General features: G+C 55.2%; 1 rRNA gene. It reads left to right on the forward strand.

The features are described 5' to 3' along the window. Positions 1-496, forward strand: a 23S ribosomal RNA gene (locus NM10_RS13490); the annotation flags it as partial.

The raw sequence follows: 496 nt of genomic DNA on the forward strand, positions 1-496 counted from the left end.
GAGTAGCGAAAGAAGGGTGAGAATCCCTCCACCGAAAGGCCTAAGGGTTCCTGGGCAACGATCGTCGTCCAGGGTAAGTCGGGACCTAATCCGAGGCGGAGACGCGTAGGAGATGGACAACAGGTTGAAATTCCTGTACTGGCTGAGGCCGTTTGAGCGAAGGAGTGACACAGGAAGGAAGGCGCGCGTGCGATTGGAAGAGCACGTCCAAGCAGGTAGGTCGGGAGACAGGCAAATCCGTTTCCCGTAAGGCCGAGATGCGATGGGGAGCTTCTGGAGACAGAAGCGAAGGGGCTGGCACTAAACTGTCGAGAAAAGCTTCTAGTGAGGACTCAGGCACCCGTACCGAAACCGACACAGGTAGGCAGGATGAGAATTCTAAGGTGCGACGGGAAAACCCTCGTTAAGGAACTCGGAAATATATCCGTAACTTCGGGAAAAGGATAACCCAGCGTACGTGAAGTGCAGAAACGCATGGAGCGGAGATGGGTGGCAG

It is taken from the genome of Megasphaera sp. NM10 (assembly GCF_000417505.1).
Lineage (GTDB): Bacteria > Bacillota > Negativicutes > Veillonellales > Megasphaeraceae > Megasphaera > Megasphaera intestinihominis.